Here is a 24006-nt window from a genome sequence, read left to right as displayed (position 1 = left end):
TTTGAAAGCAAGAGATCATGAAAGTCGTGGCACACCATATCCAATCGCTCATTACAGGCTTGTTGGCCTTGAGCTTTGTTGCAAACGTATATGCTCAAGACCCAAATGCAGAAGGCCGCAATTTCCTTGCTGAAGGAAACAATAGCGCTGCCAGTAAAAAATTTGCAGAAGCCGCCAAGATCAATCCGTTTGATGCTTCGGCACTCAATAATCAGGCAGTCGCTCTGGCTGCACAAGGCGACAATGAAAAAGCCTTGAACTTGCTGGAAAGGGCAAACCGCCTTGCCCCCAACCGTGCTGATATTGCCGCCAATCTCAATGAGTTGCGTAACTGGATGAACCGTAACACGCCACAAGTGGCTGCTGTGCAGAGAAAGGGCCCAGTACCTGGCGCTTACCCCAATCAGGGGGATATTCCACCAGAGCCGCCACCTTTGTGGAAAAAATGAATAAGCTTATTTCCGCAACATTCTTGCAAATTGCTGAATTCTGAGGCACTATAGTTTTGAATTACTCGTTTTGCCGAGTAAAACCATGTAAAAACAATAATTGAGCTGAATACATACGCAAATATTGATATGAAACACATTGCTTTCTTTTTCTTCTTTTATTTTAGCTATTCCAAGCCAAGGGCGGTGGAAAGACGGTAAGCACTCGAAGAAAAAGAGCCAAACCAAAATTCTAAAAAACCGCCCGATCAGGCGGTTTTTTTTTTGCCCTTGCACTTATTACCAGTAAATTGCAATCGGGCCAGGAAAAAATTGAACCATATTTATCCGTAATTATTTTTACCGATCAGAATTTGACTACATTGACACATATTATTTTTTAAGAATTCTCAGGAGAAAACATGCAACGCACCGATGATTTACGCATACGCGAAATGAAGGAACTGGTTCCACCCTCACATTTAATACGTGAGTTTGCCTGTTCCGAAAAAGCGTCGGAAACCGCAGCCAATGCCCGTACCGCCCTGCATCGCATTTTGCATGGTCAGGATGACAGATTGATGGTCGTCATCGGTCCGTGCTCCATCCACGATACCAAAGCCGCAATGGAATATGCACAACGCCTGGCAGAAGAACGCTCGCGCTTTGCTGGTGAGCTGGAAATCATCATGCGCGTGTATTTTGAAAAACCACGCACCACAGTAGGCTGGAAAGGTCTCATCAATGATCCTTACCTCGACAACAGCTTCCGCATCAATGATGGCCTGCGCATAGCCCGTGAACTGCTGCTGAACATTAACGAACTCGGCCTGCCTGCCGGTACTGAATACCTCGACGTCATCAGCCCACAATACATCGCTGACCTGATCAGCTGGGGTGCGATTGGTGCCCGCACGACTGAATCACAAGTTCACAGGGAACTGGCATCTGGCCTGTCTTGCCCGGTAGGTTTCAAGAATGGTACAGACGGTAACGTCAAAATCGCTGTTGATGCGATCAAGGCTTCTTCCCAGCCTCACCATTTTTTATCGGTGACCAAGGGCGGCCATTCTGCCATCGTATCGACCAATGGCAATGAAGATTGCCACATCATCCTGCGCGGTGGCAAAGCACCTAACTACGATGCCGCCAGTGTTGATGCTGCCTGCAAGGACATCGCCAGTGCGGGCCTGGCATCCCGCCTGATGATAGATGCGTCGCACGCCAACAGCTCAAAAAATCCTGCTAACCAGATTCCAGTCTGCGCTGATATCGGCAAACAAATTGCAGATGGCGATACCCGTATCGTCGGTGTCATGATCGAATCTCACCTGGTTGCCGGTCGTCAGGACCTGGTGCCAGGCAAAGAACTGGTCTATGGTCAGTCAGTAACAGATGGCTGCATCGATTGGGAATCAAGCATCAAGGTGCTGGAAGGTTTGGCAGAGTCTGTTAAACAAAGGCGCTTGAAGCAGGCTTATTGATAATCTGGCTACCAAACAAATCGCTACGGTTTGAGGTGGGACCAATGTGCCAGCAGACATGCGCAATGTCTGCTGGCCAAATTATTTAAAAGGCTTGAGAGTTTGACCCCTAACCTTTGCAATCTTGCATATTGCAATGAACGCAAAAGAGATTAATACCGTTTAGTCAACGTCATCTGATCGCCTTCACGTCGCATGTCCATGCGGTTCAGGAAAGACATGCCCAGCAAAGGGGTGGTCAGGCCTTGCTCCAAGATGGATGCATCCACCTGATACAACTCCACGTCACCTATTTTGATTTTATCAAGTTTGACGTGGTAGGTTTTTACAACTCCACCAGCAGTATCTGCACTGTTAGGCGTGCCTTGCTTGTAATTGATGCCAAGCCTGGTTGCCTCCGTCGCAGGAAGGGCGATGAGACTGGCCCCGGTATCGACCAACATATTGATGCTGATGCCGTTGATCATGGCCGGTGCCGTGAAATGGCCGCGATCATCTGCACGCAATACGACGCTGCTGCCACTGCTAGGCGCAGAGCGATGCACGGTTCGTCCCATGACCAGCACTTGGCGTTTGCCGTTAATGAGCACCGTGGCTGATTCACGGTCAGCATCAACGAGCTTGGCGTCGCTGCTGATATTACTGCCCACGGTATAGGTTTTTGGTGAAGCACCATCAACCACCAGGATAGCCTTGCCCGGGAATAAACCGACCACACCTATGTCGGTGGCATGGGCCATTGCAGTGCCTGCCAGCAGGCAGATTGCGCTCAGAAGTTTCAGTTTTTTTACAGGCAGGCGCATGCTGATCAATCGCGGAAGTTATTGAATTCCAGAGGCAGGTCTTTGATTTCCTTGCGCAGCATTGCCATGGCAGCTTGCAGGTCATCACGCTTGGTACCCGTCACGCGTACAGCGTCACCCTGTATGCTGCCTTGGACTTTCAGCTTGCTGTCTTTGATCGCTTTGACGATTTTCTTGGCATCTTCAGTTTCTATGCCATTTTTAACCTTGATGCCTTGCTTGACTTTGTCACCGCCAATTTTTTCTATCTTGCCCATGTCGAGAAAGCGTACATCGACATTGCGCTTGGCCAGGGTCATCGTCAACTCCAGGCGAACCTGGTCGAGATGGAATTCTGAATCGCCATAAATGGTCAGTTCACGGTCTTTTTGTTCAACTTTGGCGCTGCTGCCTTTGAGGTCGAAGCGATTGGTGACTACCTTATTGGTCTGGTCTATGGCATTCTTGACATCAACCATATTAGCTTCAGAGACTGTATCGAAAGAGGGCATCTTGCTTCCTTGCTTAAAATAATGAATTAAGCTCCATTTTAGCAAATGCAGGCAGGCATGAGAGAGCAAAGGCTATAATTTGGGTCTTATGACGAATTTACTCACATTTTTAGCAGATTATTCTCTGCAAAACCTCAATACCTTTGGCATTGCCGCCCGCGCCAGCCAGTTTTTGCGCATACAGCAGTTGGCGCAACTGCAAGCCATCTTTGCTGATGCCCACCTAAAAACCTTACCGCGCCTGATACTCGGGGGCGGCAGCAACCTGGTTTTGTCTGATCACGTCAATGCGCTGGTCTTGCAGATATGCATGAAGGGCAAGAAGATTCTGTCTGAAGACGACAACTATGTGTATGTGCAGGCTGCCGCAGGTGAGAACTGGCATGAATTCGTACTGTGGACGCTGGAACAAGGCTTGGGGGGGCTGGAAAATTTGTCCTTGATACCTGGCACGGTAGGTGCTGCACCCATACAGAATATAGGTGCGTATGGTATCGAAATCCAGGATGTATTTACCAGTCTGAGTGCCTTCGATTTTGTCACCGGCCAGTTGGTGGAAATCGACAAGGCTGCATGCCGTTTTGCCTACCGCGACAGTATTTTCAAGCAGGAATACAAAGACCGCATGGTCATACTCAGTGTGCGCTTTGCCCTGCCCAAGCGCTGGCAGGCGAAGCTGGGCTACGCCGATGTCTTGCAATATTTAAGCCAGCACCAGATTGCCGAGCCCAGTGCCAAGGATATCAGTGAGGCTGTCATCGCCATACGCCAGGCAAAATTGCCAGATCCAGCCAGGATAGGCAATGCGGGTAGTTTTTTCAAAAATCCTATCGTGCCCGCGAGTTTGCGCGACAGCTTGCTGGTTGCTTACCCCGGACTGGTCAGCTACCGGCAAGACAATGGTGACTACAAGCTGGCTGCCGGCTGGCTGATTGATCAGTGTGGCTGGAAGGGCAGGCAGTTGGGCAAGGCTGGCGTCTATGAAAAACAGGCGCTGGTACTGGTCAATCATGGTGGTGCCAGCGGGGCAGAGGTAAGGGCACTGGCGCAGGCAGTGCAGGCGGATGTGCTGAGCAAGTTTGGCGTGTTATTGGAAGTTGAGCCGGTGTTTTTCTGACGCGTTTATTCGTCGCTAAAGGTTTTACTGCAAGGCTGTGAATATCATCTTCGAGTATTTTTTAACAGGTAATTGAATGACGGAATTTTTACCAGCAAATAGTGCAGCGCATAGCTCTGAATCAGAGGAGGAAGTGCTGCCCCTGGCACCAGCCACAACATCCACGCAGGACCCTGGCGACAATCATGCTATTGCCCTGCGTCGTTTGCTGGTAGAGGCCGTGCGCGTCAGTATGTGCTTAAAACCGAGGTGGCAGCGGCTGCCGGCGTCACCGTGGCTGATCGCGCTATTGATGTCCTTTTACTTGTGCTGCCATATAGGCTTGCAGCGCCTCATGTTCGTTGGCTCGGCCCGGTTTTATTGGCAGGTTCTGGCTTCAGGCTGGTTGGAATTCGCTGCTCTTGCCTGGGGATGTTACTGTTTGCGGCCAGTGAGTATACAAGCGCCAGAAAACCATGCAACTTCTGACAGCAGAGCACCGGATGCGGCGCATTTTTTTGTGCTGGCACTTGCTCAAATGCTGGTATTGAATGTTGTCATCTGCACTATCGGCGCTTTACTCATACATATGGGTTGGTATGATCTGTCAAAATTATCCATGCGCATGCAATGGCTGGTCTATCTTGTGCCACCTGTCGTAGTTTTGTTTATTCAGTGTTTGTTCTTCTGGCGCGCCAGTGACAGGCGCGTACTTGCCATGCTGTCGGTTGTCATCGCCATGGCAGTGGCTGGTGGCTTGGGTATCAGCACTAATGCAACACAATTCTGGTATCCGGTCCAGGAAAAGATAGAAAAAACTGAGGAAGATACTGAGATCAAGTCCCCCGAAATTACCCAAGAAATATTCGAAGAGCAAGCGCTTTTGCTGAACCAAAAACTCGAGGCACTGCAAGCACACAGACCAGGCATCATAGACTTGTACAGCCTCAGTTTTGCCCCCTATGGTGAAGAAAATGTCTTCCTGAATGAAACGAGCATGGTCACGCAAGTGATGGCGAAACGCTTTGATGCAGAGGGTCGCAGCCTGCAACTGGTGAATAATCCGGGAACCATTCATAGCCTGCCCTGGGCCACACCTTTGAATCTGCAGCGCGCCATACAGCAGATGGCAAAACGCATGGATGTCAATGAAGATATCCTGTTCCTGCACATGTCTTCACATGGTGCCAATGATGGCGAGTTATCCGCCGGCATGTGGCCACTCAGCGTGAAGTCGGTTACGCCAGAAGACTTGAAAAAATGGCTGGATGAGGCGGGTATCAAATACCGCGTGATTTCAATTTCAGCTTGCTTTGCGGGTAACTGGGTGGCACCTTTGTCGGATGCGAAATCCCTGATCATGACGGCATCAGATGCCGATCATACGTCTTACGGTTGCGGCAGTAAATCCGATCTGACCTTCTTTGGTCGTGCCATGTATGACGAACAGTTGCGTAACAAGACACTGTCTTTTGAAGCAGCACATGCAGCAGCAAGACCCATCATCAAGCAACGTGAAGAAGAGGCTGGCAAGAGTGACGGTTATTCCAATCCGCAAATTGCAGTTGGTGAAGAAATACGCGGGCGTCTGAAGTTACTGGAACAACGCTTGCAGGCGCAAAAATAGCGCATGCTGAAGCTGATACTGTTTTGTGATCAGCACCATGGCCATGGTGCTGATTTATGCTCAGTTTGAGTTGACGCTTTTTGAAAATCCCAAAAACAGGATTGAAGTCAGTCGCGGTCTTGAGCTTATTTCAATTGCTGTCCTCAATTATTGCCGCGTATGCGCATGACGCGTTCGCTGCCAGAGGGGTGGCTAGAGATGTAAGGTGATACACCAGGAGCAAGGGCTTCGAGCTTTTCAAAAGCTGCCGCCAAATGTTCACGGGCTATACCATTGGCATCCATCATTTGCATGGCGTAGTCATCCGCTTCAGTTTCAGCATCGCGCGAATATTTCATATCCAGCATCAGGGTCGGTATATTGGCAATCACTGCTGACACGTCACCAAACAGCAAGGTGGCGACGGCACCTACTGCAGAACTTTGTATGATGCGACGTGTCATGTGGCGCTCGTGCAAATGCCCAAGCTCATGGGCCAGCACACCCATGACAGCATCGTCGTCCTTCATCAGGGCAATGATTTCATCGGTGACGATGATGTCGCCAGATGGAAGGGCAAAGGCATTTGGGCCTATCTTGCTTTTGCGAAACACCAGCTGATATTTGGGGCTGCCTTCATGTGGTGGGCGCAAGCGCTGGAAGCGTTCACGCAATTCAACCTGTTTGGCGGCAGGCAGTTTTGAAGGCTGGAATATATGCTGGTCAAAAAATTCCAGCACCCCGTCACCCAGCTTGCGCTCTACTGATACCGGGACGGAAAACGCTACTACCCGGGCAGCTGCAGGCAAGCCATAGATATAACCCAGGGTCAGGGTAAGGATGACAGCGGCGAGAGCTGCCAGCGTGCCTGTCCAGCTCTGCTGCAATTGGACCACAGCAGAATCCTGGTAGCCAGTACTGTCAAGTATGGCATTGAAGCTGGCATGATCATTGATTTCCAGGTAGGCACCATCGCTGAAGGTGACCTTGCGCGGGGCATGCCGGGTGCGCTCAGATACCCGTAATTCTGACAGCGGGCAACTGCGTATAACGGATGCATGCAGTGTATTGCTGGCTTCGCATACCTGGGCGATATCGCCCTGCACCGAAAATTCAACCTGGTGCAGGCGCGAGGTTTTGCCATCAAAATAGATGGCGGCAACTTTGTTCATAGAGATAAATCAAAATCCAGTAAATCAGCCATGCCTTCGCCAGTCGCATTGACTTGTTCTTGTGTTTCGGCGATGAAATCGTCCAGACTGCCATTGACTTCCAGTTGCAGGCTTTCAACACGGTAACGCAGTGAGCGAATTTGTGCAAACGGGATAAACAGGCCCAGAGTACAAACAATACCAAGTATATTGGTGATGGCAATAAAAGTCATGCGACCCCATTGCAGATTGTTCTTGAACTGATGATCACCGAGTTTGGTATGGTTCCAGATCAGGTTTTGCAGCAAGGTCAGGAAGATAGGGTAAATTGCAAACATCCACATATACAGGACGAAGATGAAAAGGCCAAATGAGGCTGCTGCAGCAACATCAAATTTGTCCCCATGGCCGCCGGCAAACAATGCCATTACTGTACTGCCAAAACCTATGCAAATGACGATAACGCCTGCCAGCAGGATGCCTATACCAACCAGATAGGCCCAGTAAAACTGGCCAACGCCCGCATTGAAAGAAAAATGTGTACTGCCGAAACGGCTTTCGTTGTGCTGGAATCTTTTCAGGCGTTGATGCAGGACTGGTGCCAGTAAATACAAAGTGATGCCTGCCAGCAGTGGCCACAGCAAAAAGGTGCTGTATGCCTGCCCTGCAGTACCACGGAAGCCAAAGCGTATGCCACGGTAGCTGGAGTTATACAGTTTAAACTGCAAGCTTTTCCAGACTAGCCAGGGCATGACTGCAACCATCATCAACATCATGGCAAAGCCCAAGGGCACAGAGAATCTGAATGCCAGTTGATACCCAAAGACAAATACGAAAGCGACGATGCGACCCTTGAGTATGGCAATGGCATTACCATGATATTCAAAACTGCTGCCACCCAGATGCGTGCTGGAATACAGGTAGCGGTTGCGACGTACTTTGGCCCAGGCTGAGTAAATACCCAGCGTGACTATCGTGAGTAATAAATTAACTATCCAGATACGGAAATATTCGCTGCCACTTCCCCTGAACTCAAGTTGCAGCGTGCTACTTGATGATTGCTGACTTACTGAAAAGTCATTGTTTTGAAAGTTATCCATGCTTGTCTTTTTCCCATGCACTTTAATTTTTTTGGAGCTTGGACAATCGCATGGAGTTGATATTAAGTCAAGTGCATTAGCGCTTGCGGCCTCTCATCACAGATGCTTTACCATAAACTGTTGCGGAAAATAAATGGTTAAATCAACTTGGCTAATGCAGTTTTTTCCAGGTGGAGATAGCAGTTGTACCATTGCCGCTAGCGCCGGCAGGTACGCGATAACTAAGTACGTCAGCCTTTAACTCAAACTGCCGGGCCTGCTCACTGCCATCCCAGTTAGAGAAGGATGCATGTTCTATTCTGAAGACCAGCACATTTCTCTCGGTATCAATGAAGCAGCGACCATAATGTGAACTGGTATCGAGGGCGGCAGCGCGGTATTCTGCTTCCGTACCTTTGCGTTTGTCGCCTGCGGCAAATTTGCTGCGTTCGGATTTGTAGATTTGTAGTAAATAGCGACCAGTGCCATCAATGATGAGCAAGCCTTGCGGATTTGGCCCAAAGGTTTCGCCACGGCTGCCGTCGGCGCGAATTTCTGGTGCAGCCAACAATGTCCAGGTACCTGCCAGGTATCTTTGTGCTTGCTCATTCTTATCAACTTCCTGTTCGGTGAAAGCGCTGGCTGGCAGACTCAGGGCCAGCAGGCAAATCACAGCGATGACGTTGTTGATTGGGGTTTTCACTGAGGTTTTAACTGCGGTCTTAACTGCGGTTTTCATGTCATTTCCCTTGCTGTTCATTTTTTGCTGTCTCACTGATTGCCAGTAGTAATTTGCCTGTCGTCTGGCGTGATTCCAGATCTGTATGGGCTCTGGCAGCTTGTTCCAGTGGATAAACCTGATGTATGCGCAAGCGCAATACGCTTTCGCGCAACCAGCCCAGAACCCGTTGGCTACGGTACTTGAGGCCTTCGGCGTCAGCAATATGATGGGCGAGGGTGGGACGCGTGAAGAACAGTGAGCCCTGGCGGCACAAGTGCATGGGGTCTATCGGTGGCACATTCCCGCTGGACTGACCAAACAAGACCAGGCTGCCCAAAGGGCGCAAGACTGCCATGCTGCCCAGATAAGTAGTCAGGCCGACTGAGTCATACACCACATGCACACCTTTTTGCTGAGTCAGCTCTCTGGTCGCCACAACAAAGTCAGTTTCCGTATACAAAATCACGTGATCTGCTCCAGCGGCTTTGGCCAGCTCTGCTTTCTGTTTACTTGATACTGTGCTGATAACGATGGCACCCTTATGTTTCAGTATCTGGGTCAGCAATAAACCAACTCCGCCAGCGCCAGCATGCACCAGCACGGTATCGCCAGATTGCACGCGATAACTGGTCTCGGTCAGATATTGCACGGTGACGGCTTGCAGCATGGCTGCTGCGGCTTCCTGCATGCTGACTTCTGCTGGCAAGGCGATCAGCTTCCATGCTGGAATCGCCAGGTATTCGCCATAAGAGCCAGGTTGTGACAGCCAGGCTACTCTGGTGCCGGGTGTTAGTTCCGCATTGCCTTCGACCACGGTGCCCGCACCTTCTGCCCCCGGTATGCAGGGCAGGGAAGCCGGGTTTTGTCCATTGCGCTGATACACATCGGCGTAATTGATGCCGGCGTAATCTACGCGTACCAAGACTTCCCCTTCTTTTGGATTGGGTCTTGGCAGGTCACCCACTTCTAGCACTGCTGGCCCACCTTGTGAAAAAAATTGTATGGCTTGCATATTTCCTCTCTTGTTCTCTTCTCACCTATTGTTCAGACCCTATGTCTGTCTGCCTGATGTGCAGCTTAATCAAAGACGGATCGAAAGAAAATTACTGAAAAATTCGCCTGGACTGTGCATAATTGCACCATGATGAATTGGGATGATTTACGCTATTTTTTGGCACTGGTCGATTGCGGTACGCTGACCGGGGCTGCGCGTGGCCTGCAGGTGGAACATACGACGGTTGCGCGGCGTATTGATGCGCTTGAGTCAGCATTAAAGCTGCGTCTGTTCGACAGACTGGTGCGCGGGTGGCAACTGACCACAGAAGGACGCGACCTGGTCACCCACGCACGGGAAGTGGAAGAACGCTGGTTCAATTTTGAGAGAAAGGCGCTCAGTACCAGAAAAATGGAAGGTATAGTGCGTATTTCTGCACCACCTAGTTTATCGACTTTTGTACTCGCGCCCCAGCTTAAAAAACTCTGCACCAGTTTGACCGGCGTGGAGCTGGAGTTACAGGCAGAGCGCCATCAGGTCAGTCTCGGCAAGCGCGAGGCAGACATCGCTTTACGAATGGCGCGCCCACAAACCGCGGGTCTGGTCATTAAGCCCTTGGCCAGCGTAGGGTATGGCCTGTACGCCAGCAAAACCTATCTGAAAAAGCGCAAGGAAGAAGATTGGGAATTTGTCGCCTATGAAAAAAACTCTGCAACGCCCCATCATCAATGGCTGGAAGATTATCTGGCGCAGCGCAAAGTCATGCTGCGCAGTAATGACCAAATGGTGCTGGCTCAATGCGTGGCGGCAGGTCTTGGCATAACCGTATTACCGCATTATTTGCGCCAGAGTCACCGCGAACTGCACCGTATAGAGCATCAGGTTTGCCCTCTGCGCAGAAAACTTTGGCTGGTCATGCATGATGATGTACGCCGTTCACCCAGGGTAAGGGCAGTGGCTGACGGATTGATCGACTTGTTTTCCAGTGCAGAAATGAATGACTTATTGTTATGAACAACGTCGGTCCGGTTTGATGAAAATAAAACATTGACTTTTTATAATGTTATATTTAATATAATTCTATGGGGTAGGCCAAACGCTTGCTTACATCTGCTCACATGTCTGCTCACATATCTGTTCACACTAAGCACCTATTAAATTAAGCTGCTTTCAAGAATAAACCTAAACTTTTGACAAAAACGACCGTAATACACAATATGCGGTAATCCGTCACGTGGTTTAATTTAGGGCTGGAGAGCAAAATGAGCATCAATCAAATAGCAGGTGGGGCCACTGGCAGTGTCAGTGTTGATACCCGGCAAGATGTCAAGGCTGCACCAGTTGTTGCTAAAGCGGCATCTGCGCCGGTAGTTGTTGAGGCCAGTAAAGTTGCCGTCAGCAAAGACAGCCAGCCCCAAAGTGACATTTCTGCCAAAGAACTCAAGAACTCTGTTGATCAGATCAACCGTGCCATCGGTTTGAATAAAAGCGTTAATCTCAATCTGGATAATGATTCTGGCAAAGTGGTGGTGCAGATTGTTGATAATGAGACCAAGGTCGTATTGCGACAAATACCCTCCAGAGAAGTGCTGGCGATAGCCCGTGATCTGGAAGGTAAAAAAGGTGTTTTGTTGAACGACCATGCATGAATGGATAAAGAGTGATTGTCAGCTCTGATGTTGAATACTGGTTAAAGCAAGCAAATCTTCCCCTCCCCGACAGGATAGGTAAAGCACCCGAAGAATTATTGGCCTATGTTGCAAAAGTGAATAATTGCACTTCTGCTGACCAATTGCCTGCGCAAGTTGAATTGAATCCCGATTTTTTAAATGATATCCGGGCAGCGATTGCGGATATGCCACCTGTTGTGTTGCAGCTTTTGGATAAACCCCTGCTAGGTGTCTGTCTTGGGCGTGGCCTTGGTTCATCTGCGGTGACCGACGTTGTCACAAGCCCCGATGGCCAGATACTCGGTCTGGTGACACTGATGGATGCCGATGCTTTTTTGGGCCGCACTGCCAATGACTGGGCGAGCTGGAAAGAAAATACGCCGTTTTTGCCAGGCTCAGCTTTTCAAGTCCATCTGCAAATTGAAGCTGCGGAAAACGATAACCGCAAGAATGCCATGCAGTTTTTGCTCTTGCATGAATTTGGTCATGTGCTGACGGCCAATAGCGAATTTTTGCCCGACTGGTGGATAGGTTCGCAAAAATTCAGATCGACTGAAGAATATAGTTTCTTGAGTCTGTCCTGGCAAATCGCCATGAATGGCGACATCATTCCCTTGCTCAGACATGATTTTGAACACCGCAAGAACTTGCACTTCTATAGCGATCAGCAGGTTGATGGCGATTTAATCCCTAGCATCTACAAGGCGCTGGAAAAAACCGGTTTTTCCAGTCTGTATGCCGCAACCAATGCCTATGATGATTTTGCCGAGGCTTTTGCCATGTATGTGCATAGCGTGATGATGGGCAAGCCTTATCGATTGAGCATCCGTTCTGGCGATGAAATTATCATGGAAGTGGCAGATTACTGGTCCAGCCCACGAGCCCGCTCTAGGAAACAGTTATTTGCTGAATACCTCCGTAATTGATAATACTCCCCTAAGCGCTGGACATAAGCAGAGGGTAGATAAAGCGTTGCCTTTAGGTCACTTATTGCTATTGAACTATTCGTTTGCATCAATAAAGCAGCAAAATTTGCTTTATTCGACACTTCATTTTCCACCTGCTCATCCATAATGTGAATAAGCTTAGGCGCTTCTTGTCTTTATGCTGCAATTATTCACGGATGGATATCTGAATGACCGTACCGCCAAAGAACTCACTGGACCCGGATGACTGGCAGGCCCTGCGTGCGCAGGGACATCGCATGCTGGACGATATCCTTGATTACGCAGAGCACATACGCGAGCGCCCTGTGTGGCAAGTGATACCAGATGAAGTGCGCGCAAAGTTCCAGTCGGGTTTGCCAACTGCGCCAGCTGAGCTCGGTGAAGTGCATCAACAATTCATGGAAAATATCTTGCCGTATTCGGTAGGCAATAGCCATCCTGGATTTATGGGGTGGGTGCAGGGTGGTGGCAATCCTGTTGGTACTTTAGCGGAGATGCTGGCAGCGGGTCTGAATGCCAATCTCGGCGGGCGTGATCATATACCGATAGAAGTCGAGCGTCAGATAACGCGCTGGGTCAGCGAGCTATTTCATTTTCCAGATACTGCCAGCGGTCTGTTTGTTACTGGCACGTCGATGGCTAACTTCATTGCCGTACTGGTAGCACGGGCGCGCACTCTTGGGGCAGAGGTAAGGTATCAAGGGCTCACGGCTTTTCCTGAGCGGCTGGTGGCTTATACCTCAGCAGGGGCGCACGGTTGCGTCGCACAGGCCATGGACATGGCAGGGTTGGGGAGAAACGCCTTGCGCGTCATCCCCATGAATGCCGGCTTTGAGATGGATGTCGGCGCATTGCAGGCAGCAATCGCGGCAGACCGCGCCGCGGGATTGACGCCATTCATGCTCATAGGTACTGCCGGTTCAGTGGATGTTGGCGCGATTGATGATTTACAGGCCCTGGCAGATGTAGCCAGCACTGAAAAATTATGGTTCCACATAGACGGTGCATTTGGTGCTCTGGGTATGCTATCTCCCGTCATTGCTGCACGCCTGGTTGGCATAGAACGAGCTGATTCTATTGCCTTTGATTTTCATAAGTGGTTGCAAGTACCTTATGACGCGGGTTTTATTCTGGTGCGTGACAGCGATGCTCATTATGCGACCTTTGCCACGCCAGCCAGTTATTTGCGGCGTGAGAGCAAAGGACTGGCAGGTGGCTCACCCTGGCCCTGTGATTTTGGCCCTGATTTGTCACGTGGCTTCAGGGCGCTTAAAACCTGGTTCACTTTGCAGGTATATGGTGCGGAGCGCCTGGGCCAGATGATTGCCCACACCTGCGAGCTGGGGCAGTATCTTAAAGACTGTATCCTGGCAAATTCCAGATTTGAATTGATGGCACCGGTTGCCTTGAATATCGTCTGTTTTCGCTATCGTGTTGATGGACTCAATGATGAGGCGGGAGATGCGCTTAATGCCAGCATCGTCATGGCTTTGCAAGAGTCAGGTATCTCCGCACCATCGACCACCATCATTAACAAGCGGCTTGCCATACGCGCGGCAATCGTCAATCACAGAACTACCTCTGCCGATATAGACGCCTTGCTCAATGCAACTCTCGCCATAGGCGAGCAAATTCATAATTCAGGTGATTGAGAATATGACCAATATCGACGAATCCCTTGTTGCAGAAAACAAGCCGCCGCAAAGTAAATTGATAGGCCTTGCTCCCCTGATGCGCATTGCATTTTCTGGTGGTGATTTAAAGCCACTGGGGACAGAGTTGATCGCCTATGCAGAAGAACATCCGCATGATGCGCATGCACTCATGAACCTGGCAACGGTATTGATCTTGCTGGGGCATCGTGACGCGGCCTTGTCCACTCAGATGGAGGCATTGCGCCTGCAGCCACTTTATTCTGTCCCCTCGACCCGCGAGCCAGTCTTGCGCTTGCTGGCGCTCATGACAGACGGCGACCTGATGGCTAATACCCCGCTTGAATTTTTGGTCGAAGATTCCGATATTGCACTTGATTTGTTATATGTAGGAGCAGGTATACCCGCAGTCGAGCAAGTGCCACCACATGACGTCATGTTTGTTGCCGTGGGTGAGGCCGATGACAAGAACAGCTTGCTGCTTGAGCTGCAAGAGATTATCCAGACCTGGCCCACACCGGTATTGAACGCGCCTGAGCGTATCACCCACCTGGGCCGTGACCGCGCCTGCGCCTTGCTGCAAGATGCACCGGGCGTCGCCATGCCTACATCCGCCCGTATCAGCCGTCAAACGCTGGAGCAGATAGGCAGTGGCGAAGTGACTGTCAGCAGTATTTTGGGTGGCGATGATTTTCCCATCATCGCCCGCCCTCTGGGTTCACATGCGGGCCATGGCTTGCGCAAAGTATTGTCGGCTGAGGATGTGCCAGATTACCTGCAAGCCGTACCAAGTGAAGAATTTTATATCGCCCGCTTTGTTGATTACCGCACTCTTGCAGATGGCCAGTTCAGGAAATACCGCATTATCCTCATCGATGGTAAGCCCTTTATCTCGCACATGGGTATTTCCAAACACTGGATGATCCATTACCTGAACGCCGGCATGACAGACAGCGCAGAAAAACGGGATGAAGAAGCACGCTTCATGCAAAGCTTTGATGAAGATTTTGTGCCCCGGCATGCAACAGCATTTGCAGAAATATTCAAACGCCTGGACCTTGATTATGTAGGCATAGACTGTGGTGAAACCCAGGATGGCAAGCTACTGATTTTTGAAGTCGATAGCGACATGATTGTGCATGCAATGGACCCTGTCGATATGTTCCCCTATAAGCAGGAGCCCATGCAAAAATTATTTGCCGCATTCAGGGATTTGCTGATCAAGACAGCCAGAATGTCGCCAGCCTATCAAGGCTAGCCTGTACCGGATTGCGCAAGTCCATGCCTAACCATGTCAAATAAAACTCATACCGCATTCCCATCGTTCGATCAGCTTTTGACAGGTGGTGGCGATGCGCGTATCGCCCTGGATGATGATGGCTATAATAAATACGGGTGCGGCATAGTGCCAGACAGCTTGTCACTGGCCTTTGGTTCTGCGACTGCATCAACGATCTCTGATATGGCACGTTCTGCTGCCAACGCTGTTTATCAAAAACTGGCAGCCGTCAATGCTGATGCAGAATTTAATTCGTTAGCAGAACATGAGCTTGAACTTGTCAGGCAAGAGTTAAAGCAATTATGTGGGTTAACAGGGGAAGGTAAATCTGCCGACCTGGCAGCGACTGATATCGTCTTCGCCGCCTCAGGTACCGACCTGCATTTGATTGCCGCGCAAATGCTGGCCTTGTCATCACAAGCCAGTCAGTCTGCCTTGCCCATGCTGGTGATCATGGTCGAGCCAGGTGAAACAGGCAGCTCGGTACCAGCCGCTTTAAGCGGGCAGCATTTCAGCAACCGTTCTGCTCTTGATGTCACAGTCACTGCAGGCGAAAACATCCCTGACACCATACCCACAGAATTGCGCACGGTAAGCATCAGAGATAGCGACGGCAGTGCGCGCAATTTGCAAGAGGTTGATGCAGAGGTGAGAGCATTGACTGAGGTGGCAATTGCGCAGCACAGGCAGGTCATGCTGGTGCTGGCAGATGTCAGCAAGACTGGCATGATTGCACCTGCTATCAATGTCGCCACAGGTTTAAGCGAGCAATATCGCCAAAATTTTCATGTCATGGTAGATGCTTGCCAGTTCCGCATTTCCAATATCAGTCTGCATGCCTATTTGCAGCAAGGCTTTCTGGTCGCAGTCACTGGCTCCAAATTTTTAAGCGGCCCCAGCTTTTCTGGTGCATTGTTTGTTCCTGCTCCAGTAGCAAAAAAGCTCAAATCATTGAGTTTGCCGCTGGCTTTGCAAGCATATTCCAGTCGTGCCGACTGGCCGCGTGACTGGCCAGGGGCAGACAAGCTGGGCAGGCAAGTCAATACAGGTTTGCTACTGCGCTGGGTGGCGGCGCTCGCTGAATTACGTGCGTTCCGGCAACTGCCGGAAACTGCCATCCATCGTTTTGTCCTGCAATTTGGACATGCCATCCAGTCTTATTTTAAACATAGCGCTCATCTGGCTTTGCTACCCATGGTCATTCCTGAACGCGGTGCTTTGCATGAAAATGTGTCCTGGGACCAGTTACCGAGCATTTTCTCTTTTTTAATCAAGGATGCCAGCGGCCAGCATTTTCTTAATCGTGAGCAAACCATGCTGGTATACAGGCGCTTGCAAAAAGAAAAACATATGCAGTTAGGGCAACCAGTGCTGTGCGGCGTTCGCCAGCAAACGCCCGTTAGTGCACTCCGCGTCTGTCTCAGTGCACGGCTGATAGTCAGTGCAATTGCCGGAGAGGGTGATAGTGCGCAGAAAGTTGTCGAAGATGCATTGCTGGTCCTGGATACTACGGCACAATTGGCAGCACAGCTTGAACAGGCCTAGCGTTGCTGCACCGGGTTACCATATCCGCAGTATCATATTGCTTTATGCCATATAGTGCTTTTAGGCTTTGCTACAATGAATACCTTACTGATTATCGATATGCAAAATGCCTGGTTACATGGTCAAACCCGGCGTTTTGACAAGGTAAACGTCATCAAGCGCATACAGCGCGCAGTAGAGCATACCCGTGAGCATGGTGGTCAGGTGATTTTTGTGCGTCATGCCAATGACGAAGCGCTGGCTGGTTCTGCAGGGTGGGAAGTCATACCCGAACTGCCATTTGCACCTGGCGATGTTTTCGTCGATAAAACTGCCTGCGATTCATTTGCTGGTACCGGACTGGATACACATTTAAAAGTCACCGGTGCACAAACGCTGATTGTTTGTGGTTTGACGACAGAGTTTTGTGTCGATACGACAATCCGTGCTGCCGCATCGCATGGTTTTGATGTGATTGCCCTGTCTGATGCACATACGACTGGTGACAGACCTCACATGAAAGCCGAAAAAATAGTCGAGCATCACAACTGGGTCTGGTCGAATATTGCGACTCCAGCCAATAGCCGCATCATGGTGCGTACTACGGCTGAAGTGTTTGGTCAGCACTATTAAGCTCGCTTAAGCTCGCTTAGGCACGCTCAAGGCCAGGCACGCATACTACTTTGCACAGCCCAGCTCTTTCAAACTGGTGTCAGTGTCGCGCTTGTTGTTGGCCTGTGTTTCCATGTCCTGTGCCGTTCCACCTGCTTTTTGAGCATTACGCAAGGCATTGATTTGCTTGCGTAGTTCATCGCACTGCTTTTGCTTGCGGGCTGCTTCGGCAGGATCTGGCTTGCTGCTGTCTTTTGAGTTTTCACCAGTCACTGCCTTGCGTTCAGCAGCCTGATGGCGGCTGGCCTCATCTTCATTCGCGCGCGGACCAAATTTGCGCTCGGCTTCTTTTTCAGCCATGCAATCAGTTTCGATTTTCATGCGTACGTCATTGGCATTGCCCTTCATGGCATAAACATCGGCAACGATTCTGCGCTGCTCGGCTGTCTTGGCTTCAGACAGCATTCTGTCCTGCAATGCGCCACCTTCCTTGTACCAGATCATTTTCTTCGCTTCTTCGCCACGGCGCACGCAATTGGCATCGAGGGGCAGTTTGTCCGAGGTAGAAGGGCTGGGGTTTTTCTTGATCATTTGGCCTTGCCCGCCATCACAAGGTTTGTCCTGATACGTGCTGCCACAGCGATACAGGTTTTGCGCCTGGGCCTGGCCAGGCAAGCTACTGCCAGCGATGAGCACGGCTTGCAGTGACAGGGTGATAGCGAGTGAAATAAAAAGAGCGGGGCGCATGCTGATTAACCAATGCAGAGAGATAAAGATTCATTACTTTAGCATCCTGCCCGGCACAGTGGTGGGCTGTAAAGGCAGGGAGACCGCTGATTTTTGTAAATTACGTAACATTCTTTGATCAGTTTTTACAAAGAGCATTTGAAATTTATTTAAATGATGATTGACATCTAAAAATATGACGATCATAATCTAATTGACTTGATTGATTTCAAACAGGGGAAAAGCAAGCTTTTAACGATCTCGCCTGCAACGCTATCCAATCAAACTGATTTATCAAGCTTGGTTACCAACTTAGTTTTCAAACTTAGTTTTCAAACTTAGTTTTCAAACTTAGTTTTCAAACTTAGTGGTCAAACTTATTTATCAAACTTAGTGGTCAAACTTATTTATCAAACTTAGCTGTCAAACTCATTCATCAAAAGGATTAATCATGGAACTCAAGAATACTGTCGCCTTCGTTACAGGTGCTAACCGCGGTTTAGGTCTGGCATTTGCCAAGGCCTTGCTGGATGCGGGCGTCAAAAAGGTCTATGCGGCGGCCAGGAACCCTGCGCAAATTACTTTGCCCGGTCTCCATCCGATACAACTGGATGTCACCGATCAGCAGCAGGTGCTGGCAGCAGCCCAGGCTTGTGGTGATGTGAACCTGCTCATCAACAATGCAGGCATTGCCCAGCCATCACCATTTCTTGCGAGCGACAGCGTGGCTGTCATACGTACACAGTTTGATACCAATTTCTTTGGCATGCTGGCAATGAGCCAGGCTTTTGCCCCTGTGCTGAAAGCCAATGGTGGCGGTGCACTGGTCAATATGCTCTCGGTCCTGAGCTGGATTAACCTCGCTGGCATCAATGGTTACAGCGCATCCAAGGCTGCAGCCTGGTCATTGACCAATGGTTTGCGCAATGAATTACGGGCGCAGGGTACGCTGGTCGTTGGCGTACATGCCGCCTTCATCGATACCGATATGACGCAACATGTAGCGATGCCAAAATCTACTCCACAGCAAGTTGCATTACAGGTCGTGGAGGCAATAGCGCAGGGCAGGGAAGAAGTGTTTGCCGATGAGATTACGCGCCAGGTCAAGCGAGCTCTGTCGCTGGACTCTGCCCCCTATCTGCGTGAGGGCGGTCAGTAAAATTCAGCGATGTGAAACAGCGCAGCAGTGCAATGAAAGCCTTTGCCGGGTTATGATGCAAAATTCCCAATCCGGTAAAAGGACGTGCCCATGTCTGGACTTATCCGTAATTTCCTGACGGTCATACTGGCCCTGTTTGCTTACGGCATAGTCCGCCGCCGTGCAACTGCTACTGCAGGTGACCGTGTGAGTTCGTATTTCTGGATCACACCATGGGATACTGGCATCAGGACGTTGAAGAGTGACAAATATTTCCAGCTCGCAGAATCAGCACAACTGGACTTTGTCATCAAAACCGCTTTGTTGCGCCCCATGCTGAGTAGCGGAACGGCTTTTGTCAATGTATCGCAACTGGCCAGTTTCATGAAACCCATGCATATTTTCCAGCGGGTACGGGTAGAGACGTGCATCATGCATGCAAATGAAAAATGCGCATATTTTTCACATGCATTCTACGCAGGTGATGCGCTACATGTTGAGCCACATGCTGAGCTACTGGTCAAAATGAAATTCAAGCGCGGGCGCTTAACAGTAAACCCATTTGAATTGCTGGGCTTGCGTTTTAAAGAACCATCTGCGCAGCTCTTGGCTTGGGACGAGGCGCTGGCTTCAATAACATCAGCACGAAACGCATCGCAATAACATTACCGCCCGCCAGACACATCAACGAAACTGCCAGTGATATAAGAAGCTGCATCACTCAACAAAAAACTGATGGCAGATGCCACTTCTTCCGGTGCACCGCCGCGCAGCATGGGGACATTGGTTTTCAGTCTTTCTACCCGGTTCGCCTCGCCTCCATCGGCGTGCATGGTGGTGTGTATCAAACCAGGCCGTACGCTGTTGACACGTATGCCTTCAGCCGCCACTTCCACCGACAAACCCTTGGTCAGGGTATCAATCGCCCCCTTGGTCGCCGCATAATCAATGTATTCAAAAGCGGAACCAAGACGTGCGGCGGCTGAAGAGACATTGACGATGGCGCCGCCTTTGCCACCATGCCTGGTTGACATGCGTTTCACCGCTTCGCGGCAGCATAGAAAATAACTGGTGACATTGGTGCTGAGCAGGCGGTTGATGCGCTCTGCCGTCAAGTCTTCCAGGCGGCATTGCTGCATGAGTATGCCGGCATTATTGACCAGCGCATCGAGCTTGCCGAGCCGCGCATCTATTTCATTGAACAGGCGTACGACCTCTGTTTCATTGGCAACATCAGCTTGCAGGGCAATTGCCGTACCGCCTTGCGCCTCTATCTCTTGCACGACTTGCTGTGCAGCTTCATGGTTGTGCAGGTAGTTGATGCAGACGGCATAACCAGCAGCGGCTAGTTGCTGTGCAGTAGCGGCACCTATGCCGCGACTACCACCTGTGACCAATGCTATTTTTGCGAGTTTTGCGACTTTTGTCATGACTACTCCTTCTTATAGTATGCATGAAATCATGCATCAAGAACGCATAAAATAAATCATCCAACTATGGTAACCGGGATGAAGAATCTTCGCTGATGGAGTGGGCTTTGAAAGAGTTTGAATGAGTTTGAGGGAGAGGTGGTGCGCATGGCGCGCCCTGTTGAATGCATCCCTTGCGATTGCAAGGGATGCTCTGTGCTATGGAGAATCAGCCTTTACTACGTGCTTCTATCACTTCCCATTTTTCCAGTGCTTCGAGCAATTGCTCGTCAATTTCAGCATGACGGGCATTTAAGAGATTGGCTTGCTCCGGGCCGTTTTTATACAGATTGGCATCGGCCAGTTTTTCGGTGATGGATGCTTGCTCAGCTTCCAGAGAAGCGATCAGCTTGGGCAATTCTTCCAGTTCACGCTGCTCTTTGTAGCTGAGCTTTTTCGGCTTGGCTGCTGCCGGTGCACTCATGGTCGATACTGCTGCCACGCTTGGTTTTTGCTCAGTCTTCGCTGCTTTGGTGACCGGCACTGTGCTGCGATAGCGTTCCCAGTCGGTGTAGCCACCAATAAATTCACGCCACTGGCCTTCGCCTTCAGCAACAATGACCTGTGTCACCACATTGTCGAGGAAGGTGCGGTCATGGCTGACCAGGAAAACTGTGCCAGTATATTCTTCCAGCAATTCTTCAAGCAACTCCAGCGTGTCGATATCCAGATCATTGGTCGGTTCATCCAGCACCAGTGCGTTGGCTGGTTTGGCGAACAAACGGGCCAGCAACAGGCGGTTGCGTTCACCACCTGACAATGATTTAACGGGTGAGCGTGCGCGTTCTGGCGCAAACAAGAAGTCACCCAAATAAGACATCACATGCTTGCGCTGGCCATTGACTTCTACCCAGTCACTACCCGGGGCTATCGTGTCCGCCAGGCTGGCTTCTTCATCCAGTTGCGCGCGCATCTGGTCAAAGTAAGCGATCTGCAATTTGCTGCCTTGCTTGATGGTGCCGCTGTCTGGTTGATCCTGGCCCAAAATCAGTTTCAGCAGGGTAGTTTTACCGGCACCATTCTGGCCTATCAGGCCAACCTTGTCGCCACGCAAAATAATGCTGGAGAAATCATCAATGATGACTTTCTCGCCAAAGCGTTTGCTGACGTTTTCCAGCTCTGCCACGATCTTGCCTGAGCGTTCGCTAGAGCCTACATCCAGTTTGACCTGGCCTTGCTGGTCACGGCGGGCGCTGCGTTGCAGGCGCAATTGCTCCAGACGCTTGACGCGGCCTTCGTCACGTACGCGGCGGGCCTTGACGCCTTTGCGTATCCAGATTTCTTCCTGCGCCAAAAACTTGTCGAACTTGGCGTTTTCTACTTCTTCATTTTCCAGCAGATCTGCTTTGCGGGTCTGGTAAGTCGTAAAATTGCCTGGGAAAGAAGTCAGTTTGCCACGATCCAGTTCTAAGATGCGGGTCGCTACATTATCCAGAAAACTACGGTCATGGGTGATGAACAGCACGCTGCCTTTAAAGTCTTTCAGCAGAGCTTCCAGCCATTGTATCGATGAAAAATCCAGGTGATTGGTTGGTTCATCCAGCAGCAAGACATCAGGTGCACTGACCAAGGCACAAGCCAGAGCCACGCGCTTTTTCATACCGCCCGATAAAGTGCCCATGATCGCATCTTTTGACAGGTTCAACTTGTCCAGCGTGGTTTCTACCTTGTTACCCAGGCTCCAGGCATCAGCCGCATCCAGTTTTACCTGTATGTCATGCATGCGCTCCATCAGGGCATCATCATTGTCACCGCCAAACTGGCAAGTCAGTGCTTCATATTCCTGCAACAGGGCAGGCAGCTCACCCAGACCGGATGCCACAGCGTCGAATACGCTGAGTTCCATGTCAAATTGAGGTTCCTGCTCAACATAGGCGATTTGTATACCTTGCTGCATGACCAGCAAGCCGTCATCAATCTTGGATGTGCGTGCAATGATCTTCAGCAAAGAAGACTTGCCTGTACCATTGCGCCCGATCAGGCCTACGCGCTCGCCTGCTTCTATGGAAAACTCTGCATGATCGAGCAGAGCAACGTGACCGAATGCCAATTGGGCATCGCTTAATGAGATAACTGCCATAAAACCCTGTGGAACCGGCATCATGGAGATGCGCGGACATAAATTGGAGAAAAGCAGTATTGTACGCTAGCTAGGCAGCTAAACTCATCTGCTGAATTGATTGTTGGCCCAAGCTCAGGTAAGATGGCGGGCTGATTGAGGAATGCACAAGCAAATCCGGGCATTTCTCACCGTGTCTCGCCGTAGTTCAATGGATAGAACGTATGCCTCCTAAGCGTAAGATACAGGTTCGATTCCTGTCGGCGGGACCAGTCACCTAATTGCGAATTCTCGCAAATCATCGTAAAGCTAAGTACTGTCAGGCTTTCCAGGCCTTCTTGGCTATTTGAAAAATTCCAGAAGCTCCCTAAAATTGTATATTTTCGTTAATGTTTTTTTACTATAATGGCTATCAGTGGCTAAAACTGGTAAAAATACTGGGTGACATGGGAAGCTTAAGCCTCAGGCTCGTGGTAAACCGCTTCAATGTTGTGACCATCAGGACCAATCACAAAAGCCGCATAATATCTACCCTGATATTGTGAGCGCAGACCGGGAGGACCATTGTCTTTGCCGCCGGCCTCAAGTGCTGCACGATAAAAATCTTCGACCTGTTGCCTGCTGTCTGCCTTAAAGGCCAGGTGAAGATGGGCAGGTTTTTCATCGGTTTGATAAAGGCACAATGACACTTCATCAATGGCACAAAGTTCGACTCCGTAGCTTGGCATCCCCTCGGCTATTACTTTTACGCCTAAGGGTTCCAATGCCTTAAGGAAGAAGGTTTTGCTCGCAGTGAAGTCACTGACTCCGAATTTGACGTGATCAAACATGGCTTATCCTGGGATGATTGCTTGTACAAAAGCAATTAGGGAATCTCTGATTAAGTACCCGAGTATTGATTTAGAAACGTTAATATAAGCCTATCCTCATTGAATCCCGAATGCCATGAAACAGACAACATTTGCCGAAGGTGGCTTTGAACGCTATGCCAAGACGACGAAGCGAGCAGTGTTTCTATCAGAGATGAATCAGGTCGTGCCATGGGCTATGCTATGCAAACTGATAGAGCCCCATTAT

The 24006-nt window shown here is 50.0% G+C and carries 23 protein-coding genes and 1 tRNA gene; 14 read left to right on the top strand and 10 right to left on the bottom strand.

From position 1 onward, the window contains the following. Positions 1-17: 17 nt before the first annotated feature. Both ACO0LL_RS26980 and aroG read left to right on the top strand, forming a co-directional pair. Positions 18-449, top strand: coding sequence for a tetratricopeptide repeat protein (locus ACO0LL_RS26980; protein WP_422953907.1), 432 nt, complete (start codon positions 18-20; stop codon positions 447-449). 401 nt (positions 450-850) lie between these two features. Continuing rightward, the gene (aroG, locus tag ACO0LL_RS26975) at positions 851-1912 is read left to right on the top strand and encodes a 3-deoxy-7-phosphoheptulonate synthase AroG (protein WP_422953906.1); all 1062 of its coding nucleotides are present in this window, start codon (positions 851-853) and stop codon (positions 1910-1912) included. Positions 1913-2064: 152 nt separating this feature from the next. Here the strand turns inward: aroG and ACO0LL_RS26970 are convergent, their stop codons facing one another. Continuing rightward, positions 2065-2715 (bottom strand): retropepsin-like aspartic protease family protein, encoded by a 651-nt coding sequence (locus ACO0LL_RS26970; RefSeq protein WP_422953905.1) that lies wholly within the window; start codon positions 2713-2715, stop codon positions 2065-2067. A 5-nt stretch (positions 2716-2720) separates the two neighbouring features. Further along, a complete protein-coding gene (locus tag ACO0LL_RS26965; RefSeq protein ID WP_186957195.1) occupies positions 2721-3206 on the bottom strand; it encodes a YajQ family cyclic di-GMP-binding protein in 486 nt (161 codons plus the stop codon). Between the two features lie 88 nt (positions 3207-3294). On the opposite strand from ACO0LL_RS26965, the gene murB reads away from it, so the two are divergent. Together murB and ACO0LL_RS26955 are read left to right on the top strand one after the other, a co-directional pair. Then, positions 3295-4323: a UDP-N-acetylmuramate dehydrogenase gene (murB, locus tag ACO0LL_RS26960; protein WP_422953904.1), complete on the top strand. Its 1029-nt coding sequence runs from the start codon at positions 3295-3297 to the stop codon at positions 4321-4323. A 76-nt stretch (positions 4324-4399) separates the two neighbouring features. Further along, the gene (locus tag ACO0LL_RS26955) at positions 4400-5929 is read left to right on the top strand and encodes a C13 family peptidase (RefSeq protein WP_422953903.1); all 1530 of its coding nucleotides are present in this window, start codon (positions 4400-4402) and stop codon (positions 5927-5929) included. Positions 5930-6072: 143 nt separating this feature from the next. Here ACO0LL_RS26955 and ACO0LL_RS26950 read toward each other — a convergent pair whose 3' ends face one another. The 4 genes from ACO0LL_RS26950 to ACO0LL_RS26935 form a co-directional block, all read right to left on the bottom strand. Further along, complete coding sequence (locus tag ACO0LL_RS26950; protein ID WP_422953902.1) at positions 6073-7080, bottom strand: M48 family metallopeptidase; 1008 nt, start codon at positions 7078-7080, stop codon at positions 6073-6075. Next, the gene (locus ACO0LL_RS26945; RefSeq protein ID WP_422953901.1) at positions 7077-8159 is read right to left on the bottom strand and encodes a YjgN family protein; all 1083 of its coding nucleotides are present in this window, start codon (positions 8157-8159) and stop codon (positions 7077-7079) included. Before ACO0LL_RS26945 ends, ACO0LL_RS26950 begins: the two co-directional genes overlap by 4 nt. A 151-nt stretch (positions 8160-8310) precedes the next feature. Further along, positions 8311-8877 carry a lipocalin-like domain-containing protein gene (locus ACO0LL_RS26940; protein WP_422953900.1) on the bottom strand — a complete coding sequence of 189 codons (567 nt, stop codon included), beginning with the start codon at positions 8875-8877 and terminating at the stop codon, positions 8311-8313. Position 8878: 1 nt separating this feature from the next. Continuing rightward, positions 8879-9871, bottom strand: coding sequence for a quinone oxidoreductase family protein (locus tag ACO0LL_RS26935; protein WP_422953899.1), 993 nt, complete (start codon positions 9869-9871; stop codon positions 8879-8881). Positions 9872-10000: 129 nt separating this feature from the next. Between ACO0LL_RS26935 and ACO0LL_RS26930 the strand changes: the two genes are divergently transcribed. From ACO0LL_RS26930 to ACO0LL_RS26900, 7 genes are all read left to right on the top strand, one after another. Further along, positions 10001-10867: a LysR family transcriptional regulator gene (locus ACO0LL_RS26930; RefSeq protein ID WP_422953898.1), complete on the top strand. Its 867-nt coding sequence runs from the start codon at positions 10001-10003 to the stop codon at positions 10865-10867. Between the two features lie 248 nt (positions 10868-11115). Beyond that, positions 11116-11502 carry a flagellar protein FlaG gene (locus ACO0LL_RS26925; protein WP_422953897.1) on the top strand — a complete coding sequence of 129 codons (387 nt, stop codon included), beginning with the start codon at positions 11116-11118 and terminating at the stop codon, positions 11500-11502. An 11-nt stretch (positions 11503-11513) separates the two neighbouring features. Continuing rightward, positions 11514-12449 carry a hypothetical protein gene (locus ACO0LL_RS26920; protein ID WP_422953896.1) on the top strand — a complete coding sequence of 312 codons (936 nt, stop codon included), beginning with the start codon at positions 11514-11516 and terminating at the stop codon, positions 12447-12449. Positions 12450-12658: 209 nt separating this feature from the next. After that, positions 12659-14122 (top strand): pyridoxal phosphate-dependent decarboxylase family protein, encoded by a 1464-nt coding sequence (locus ACO0LL_RS26915; protein WP_422953895.1) that lies wholly within the window; start codon positions 12659-12661, stop codon positions 14120-14122. 4 nt (positions 14123-14126) lie between these two features. Then, positions 14127-15380: an ATP-grasp domain-containing protein gene (locus tag ACO0LL_RS26910; protein ID WP_422953894.1), complete on the top strand. Its 1254-nt coding sequence runs from the start codon at positions 14127-14129 to the stop codon at positions 15378-15380. A 33-nt stretch (positions 15381-15413) separates the two neighbouring features. After that, on the top strand, positions 15414-16946 hold the full coding sequence (locus ACO0LL_RS26905) for a hypothetical protein (RefSeq protein ID WP_422953893.1): 1533 nt from the start codon (positions 15414-15416) through the stop codon (positions 16944-16946). A gap of 75 nt (positions 16947-17021) precedes the next feature. Further along, on the top strand, positions 17022-17558 hold the full coding sequence (locus ACO0LL_RS26900; RefSeq protein WP_422953892.1) for a cysteine hydrolase family protein: 537 nt from the start codon (positions 17022-17024) through the stop codon (positions 17556-17558). A gap of 45 nt (positions 17559-17603) precedes the next feature. Here ACO0LL_RS26900 and ACO0LL_RS26895 read toward each other — a convergent pair whose 3' ends face one another. Next, on the bottom strand, positions 17604-18284 hold the full coding sequence (locus tag ACO0LL_RS26895; protein ID WP_422953891.1) for a hypothetical protein: 681 nt from the start codon (positions 18282-18284) through the stop codon (positions 17604-17606). A 430-nt stretch (positions 18285-18714) separates the two neighbouring features. Between ACO0LL_RS26895 and ACO0LL_RS26890 the strand changes: the two genes are divergently transcribed. Further along, positions 18715-19422, top strand: coding sequence for an SDR family oxidoreductase (locus ACO0LL_RS26890; RefSeq protein WP_422953890.1), 708 nt, complete (start codon positions 18715-18717; stop codon positions 19420-19422). Between the two features lie 90 nt (positions 19423-19512). Then, positions 19513-20064, top strand: coding sequence for a hypothetical protein (locus ACO0LL_RS26885; protein WP_422953889.1), 552 nt, complete (start codon positions 19513-19515; stop codon positions 20062-20064). A 2-nt stretch (positions 20065-20066) separates the two neighbouring features. On the opposite strand, the gene ACO0LL_RS26880 is transcribed toward ACO0LL_RS26885, so the two are convergent. After that, positions 20067-20831, bottom strand: a complete 765-nt coding sequence (locus ACO0LL_RS26880) for an SDR family oxidoreductase (protein ID WP_422953888.1) — start codon at positions 20829-20831, stop codon at positions 20067-20069. 208 nt (positions 20832-21039) lie between these two features. After that, positions 21040-22950 (bottom strand): ATP-binding cassette domain-containing protein, encoded by a 1911-nt coding sequence (locus tag ACO0LL_RS26875; RefSeq protein ID WP_422953887.1) that lies wholly within the window; start codon positions 22948-22950, stop codon positions 21040-21042. Positions 22951-23126: 176 nt separating this feature from the next. Between ACO0LL_RS26875 and ACO0LL_RS26870 the strand changes: the two genes are divergently transcribed. After that, positions 23127-23201, top strand: a tRNA-Arg gene (locus ACO0LL_RS26870). A 183-nt stretch (positions 23202-23384) separates the two neighbouring features. On the opposite strand, the gene ACO0LL_RS26865 is transcribed toward ACO0LL_RS26870, so the two are convergent. Next, positions 23385-23759 carry a VOC family protein gene (locus ACO0LL_RS26865; RefSeq protein ID WP_422953886.1) on the bottom strand — a complete coding sequence of 125 codons (375 nt, stop codon included), beginning with the start codon at positions 23757-23759 and terminating at the stop codon, positions 23385-23387. Between the last annotated feature and the right edge of the window lie 247 nt (positions 23760-24006).

The sequence above is a fragment of the Undibacterium sp. TC4M20W genome (assembly GCF_049340245.1).
In the GTDB taxonomy this organism is placed as follows: domain Bacteria; phylum Pseudomonadota; class Gammaproteobacteria; order Burkholderiales; family Burkholderiaceae_D; genus Undibacterium.
Note: the sequence above shows the minus strand (reverse complement) of the source record. Positions and strands in the feature narration are given on the sequence as shown.

What these genes read in the sequence shown, in the direction of transcription:
- ACO0LL_RS26980 (WP_422953907.1), top strand. Translation starts at nt 18, where the DNA reads ATGAAAGTCGTGGCACACCATATCCAATCGCTCATTACAGGCTTGTTG.
- ACO0LL_RS26900 (WP_422953892.1), top strand. Translation starts at nt 17,022, where the DNA reads ATGAATACCTTACTGATTATCGATATGCAAAATGCCTGGTTACATGGT.
- ACO0LL_RS26935 (WP_422953899.1), bottom strand. Translation starts at nt 9,871, where the DNA reads ATGCAAGCCATACAATTTTTTTCACAAGGTGGGCCAGCAGTGCTAGAA.
- ACO0LL_RS26915 (WP_422953895.1), top strand. Translation starts at nt 12,659, where the DNA reads ATGACCGTACCGCCAAAGAACTCACTGGACCCGGATGACTGGCAGGCC.
- murB (WP_422953904.1), top strand. Translation starts at nt 3,295, where the DNA reads ATGACGAATTTACTCACATTTTTAGCAGATTATTCTCTGCAAAACCTC.
- ACO0LL_RS26925 (WP_422953897.1), top strand. Translation starts at nt 11,116, where the DNA reads ATGAGCATCAATCAAATAGCAGGTGGGGCCACTGGCAGTGTCAGTGTT.
- ACO0LL_RS26885 (WP_422953889.1), top strand. Translation starts at nt 19,513, where the DNA reads ATGTCTGGACTTATCCGTAATTTCCTGACGGTCATACTGGCCCTGTTT.
- ACO0LL_RS26950 (WP_422953902.1), bottom strand. Translation starts at nt 7,080, where the DNA reads ATGAACAAAGTTGCCGCCATCTATTTTGATGGCAAAACCTCGCGCCTG.
- ACO0LL_RS26895 (WP_422953891.1), bottom strand. Translation starts at nt 18,284, where the DNA reads ATGCGCCCCGCTCTTTTTATTTCACTCGCTATCACCCTGTCACTGCAA.
- ACO0LL_RS26945 (WP_422953901.1), bottom strand. Translation starts at nt 8,159, where the DNA reads ATGGATAACTTTCAAAACAATGACTTTTCAGTAAGTCAGCAATCATCA.
- ACO0LL_RS26965 (WP_186957195.1), bottom strand. Translation starts at nt 3,206, where the DNA reads ATGCCCTCTTTCGATACAGTCTCTGAAGCTAATATGGTTGATGTCAAG.
- ACO0LL_RS26905 (WP_422953893.1), top strand. Translation starts at nt 15,414, where the DNA reads ATGTCAAATAAAACTCATACCGCATTCCCATCGTTCGATCAGCTTTTG.
- ACO0LL_RS26890 (WP_422953890.1), top strand. Translation starts at nt 18,715, where the DNA reads ATGGAACTCAAGAATACTGTCGCCTTCGTTACAGGTGCTAACCGCGGT.
- ACO0LL_RS26940 (WP_422953900.1), bottom strand. Translation starts at nt 8,877, where the DNA reads ATGAAAACCGCAGTTAAGACCGCAGTTAAAACCTCAGTGAAAACCCCA.
- ACO0LL_RS26970 (WP_422953905.1), bottom strand. Translation starts at nt 2,715, where the DNA reads ATGCGCCTGCCTGTAAAAAAACTGAAACTTCTGAGCGCAATCTGCCTG.
- ACO0LL_RS26955 (WP_422953903.1), top strand. Translation starts at nt 4,400, where the DNA reads ATGACGGAATTTTTACCAGCAAATAGTGCAGCGCATAGCTCTGAATCA.
- ACO0LL_RS26910 (WP_422953894.1), top strand. Translation starts at nt 14,127, where the DNA reads ATGACCAATATCGACGAATCCCTTGTTGCAGAAAACAAGCCGCCGCAA.
- aroG (WP_422953906.1), top strand. Translation starts at nt 851, where the DNA reads ATGCAACGCACCGATGATTTACGCATACGCGAAATGAAGGAACTGGTT.
- ACO0LL_RS26880 (WP_422953888.1), bottom strand. Translation starts at nt 20,831, where the DNA reads ATGACAAAAGTCGCAAAACTCGCAAAAATAGCATTGGTCACAGGTGGT.
- ACO0LL_RS26865 (WP_422953886.1), bottom strand. Translation starts at nt 23,759, where the DNA reads ATGTTTGATCACGTCAAATTCGGAGTCAGTGACTTCACTGCGAGCAAA.
- ACO0LL_RS26875 (WP_422953887.1), bottom strand. Translation starts at nt 22,950, where the DNA reads ATGGCAGTTATCTCATTAAGCGATGCCCAATTGGCATTCGGTCACGTT.
- ACO0LL_RS26930 (WP_422953898.1), top strand. Translation starts at nt 10,001, where the DNA reads ATGATGAATTGGGATGATTTACGCTATTTTTTGGCACTGGTCGATTGC.